The 2,083-nt window shown below is 75.2% G+C and carries 4 protein-coding genes; all 4 read right to left on the bottom strand.

The genetic code is table 11. The features are described 5' to 3' along the window. Positions 1-236, bottom strand: a 236-nt coding sequence (locus tag E1211_RS31860; RefSeq protein WP_207915596.1) for a hypothetical protein, incomplete at its 3' end; no start/stop codon positions are given. 92 nt (positions 237-328) lie between these two features. Continuing rightward, positions 329-709 (bottom strand): DUF742 domain-containing protein, encoded by a 381-nt coding sequence (locus E1211_RS31865; RefSeq protein WP_132353918.1) that lies wholly within the window; start codon positions 707-709, stop codon positions 329-331. After that, a complete protein-coding gene (locus E1211_RS31870; RefSeq protein ID WP_132353920.1) occupies positions 687-1,133 on the bottom strand; it encodes a roadblock/LC7 domain-containing protein in 447 nt (148 codons plus the stop codon). The genes E1211_RS31865 and E1211_RS31870 overlap by 23 nt, the downstream gene beginning before the upstream one ends. Next, positions 1,130-2,083: sensor histidine kinase (locus E1211_RS31875; protein WP_132353922.1), on the bottom strand; the 954-nt coding region annotated here is incomplete at its 5' end. The genes E1211_RS31875 and E1211_RS31870, both read right to left, overlap by 4 nt.

The following is a 2,083-nucleotide window of genomic DNA, read 5'->3' on the forward strand; positions in this document are numbered from 1 at the left end:
GTGCCGGGCTCGGCGGGGGTTGCGGGCCCGGTCTCGGGTGGCGGGTCCAGCGCCACCGGCGCCAGCTGCTCCGGCGCGCGCAGCATCAGGACGACAGGGACCGCCGTGGCGGCCAGCACTGTCAGCACGGCGAGGGCGGCGATCCGGGCGGCCCGTGACCCCGTGCTCCGGCCGGTGGCCGTACGCGGGATCGAGCGGGCGAGGGCCACGATCCGATCGAGCACGATGATCGCCATGGTTCGCCGTGGCGGCGGCGGTGATGCCGGCACTACCTACTTCCCCCTTCAGCTGGTTCGACGCGGCGATGCGGCCACGGCGGCTCGTCGGCTCAGAGTGCGCGGAGCCCGGCGAGCAGCTCCCGGAGCAGCTCCTCGGAGGGCAGCTCGGCGAGCGTCGGCGGTTCGTGTGTCTCGATCAGCCCGGCTGCGAGCAGGTCGCCGAGGAGCACCCGAACGGTGCCGACCGGCAGGTCGAGCTCCGCGCCGATCTCCGCCACCGACAGCGGCCGGTGGCACATCTCGACGATGGCCGCCTGTTCGGGGAAGAGCCGTCCGGCCGCGGGGCCGGGGCCCCGGGCGATGATCAGGGTGATCAGGTCGAACCTGCCTCGGTCCGGGGCGGCCCGGCCACCGGTCATGGTGTACGGCCGGACGACCGGTCCCGCGTCGTCGTCGTACCACGCCTCGTCAGGCGCTCCGGTCGGCTGCACCGATCTCCCTGCCCGTCACGGTCGAGGCCGGCGCGAGGTACACCGGCAGGTGCTGCTCGGCCTGTCCCACGAAGAGCGCCACTTCGTACGCCATGTCGCCGACCTCGGCGTCGGCGCCGATCCGGACGGTGAGGATGGCGCCGTTGCGGGTGGTGGCGATGAAGAGGAAGGCGCGGGCCATCTGCACGACGATCTGCCGCAGGGTGCCGCCGACGCAGACCCGGGTGGCGGCCGACCCGAGCGCCTCCAGCCCGGCGACCAGGCTGGAGAGCTGGGCGGCCAGTTCGTCGTGGACGTCGTGGCTGGCGCCGAGCAGCAGCCCGTCGGGCGAGAGCACCACCGCGAACTCCGCGCCGTGCACCCGGTCGACCAGATCGTTCAGGGCCTCGGTCAGGCCGTCGGCGGTGACCACTGAATGCGTCATGAGCGTCCTCTCGCTGCTCTGGGGGCCGGTATCTCAACCGTGTCGGTGGCCGCCCTGACCGGCCCGGGCTGACCGGACCCGGGGTGGCGGGTCCGCACCGGCAGGTCGCCGGTGGCGCCGGGGCCGGCCGGTGGCCGCGCCGACGGGCCGGGCCGGGGCCCACCCGGCCCGGTCGCCGCGCCGTCCGGCCCGGTCGGCACGACCAGGGTGGTCGGGAGCAGCACGATCGCCGCCGTTCCGCCGCGGGGACCGGGTCGCAGCGAGACCCGGGCACCGCAACGGGCAGCGAGCAGGGCAGCAGCGTACAGGCCGGTGCGGCCGGACGGGGGAGCCGCCATCGGCGGATCGGTCAGCACGCGGTTCGCGGCGGCGAGCGTGGCCGGGTCGAGTCCGGGTCCGTCGTCGGTCACCACGACGGCACAGCCGCCCGGCCGGTGCTCACCTGTCATCCGGACCGTGGTGTCCGGCGGCGAGAAGACCAGAGCGTTCTCGACGAGTTCGGCGAGCAGGTGGGTGACGTCGGTGACCGCCGGCCCGGCGAGGTGCCACGGCCAGTGGGGGGCGACGAGGACGCGCTGGTAGTCGGCGACCTCGGCGACGGCGCCGCGGGCCACGTCGAGCAGGGGCACCGGTCGTCGCCAGCGCCGGGCCGGTCTGGCGCCCGCGAGGGTGACCAGCTTCTCGACGTTGCGGCGCAGTCGGGTGGCGAGGTGGTCGAGTTGGAACAGCTCGGTGGTCTCCTCCGCGTCGTGCTCGCGTCGCTCCATCAGGTCGAGCAGGTTCAGTTGCTCGCGTAGCAGCACCTGGTTGCGTTGGGTGATTCGGAGGAAGAGATCCCGGGTGGCCGCCGCGACGGCGTGCTCGTCCCGGCGGGCGGCGACGGGGCCGCCCTCGGTCGGCCGGCCCGGTCCGGCGGGCGGGCGGCCGTCCCGGGCGGGGGCGCCCGGCGC

It is taken from the genome of Micromonospora sp. 15K316 (genome assembly GCF_004348525.1).
In the GTDB taxonomy this organism is placed as follows: domain Bacteria; phylum Actinomycetota; class Actinomycetes; order Mycobacteriales; family Micromonosporaceae; genus Micromonospora.

Excerpts from the sequence above, each read along its gene's own strand:
- E1211_RS31870 (WP_132353920.1), bottom strand. The coding sequence starts at position 1,133 with ATGACGCATTCAGTGGTCACCGCCGACGGCCTGACCGAGGCCCTGAAC.